Annotated in this window: 1 pseudogene; it reads right to left on the bottom strand. The window is 67.9% G+C overall.

The annotated features are described in order from the left end of the window. A pseudogene (locus A5625_RS10290) lies at positions 1–545 on the bottom strand (AMP-binding protein); the annotation flags it as partial.

Below are 545 nucleotides of genomic sequence, written 5' to 3'. Positions count from 1 at the left end.
TCGGTGACAGTGCCCGGGGCGCGGTATTGACCGGCGGTGTAGTCAGGTGCGGGCAGCGCCCGGGTGTCGAGTTTGCCGTTGACCGTCACCGGCAACGCCTCCAGCACCACCACCGCGGCCGGCACCATATACGCCGGTAACCGCTGCCCCAACACCGCACGCACCACGACCGGATCAGCGGTCCCGGTGATATAGCCCACCAGACGCTTATCGCCGGGGCGATCCTCACGGGCGATCACCACCGCCTGCCCCACCCCCGCCACACCGCTTAACGCGGACTGGATCTCACCCAACTCGATGCGATACCCGCGCAGCTTGACCTGCTCATCAGCACGCCCCAAATACTCCAACTGCCCATCAGCACGCCACCGCACCACATCCCCGGTGCGATACATCCGCGCCCCCGCACCCCCGAACGGACACGCCACAAACCGCGACCCGGTCAACCCCGCCCGACGCCAATACCCCACACCGACGCCGCGACCGGCCACATACAAAAACCCCACCACACCGGCCGGCAACGGCGGCAACCCCCCCTCCACCAA

Source organism: Mycobacterium sp. 1465703.0, from assembly GCF_001672975.1.
In the GTDB taxonomy this organism is placed as follows: Bacteria; Actinomycetota; Actinomycetes; order Mycobacteriales; family Mycobacteriaceae; genus Mycobacterium.
This window is presented reverse-complemented; position numbering and strand designations above follow the sequence as displayed.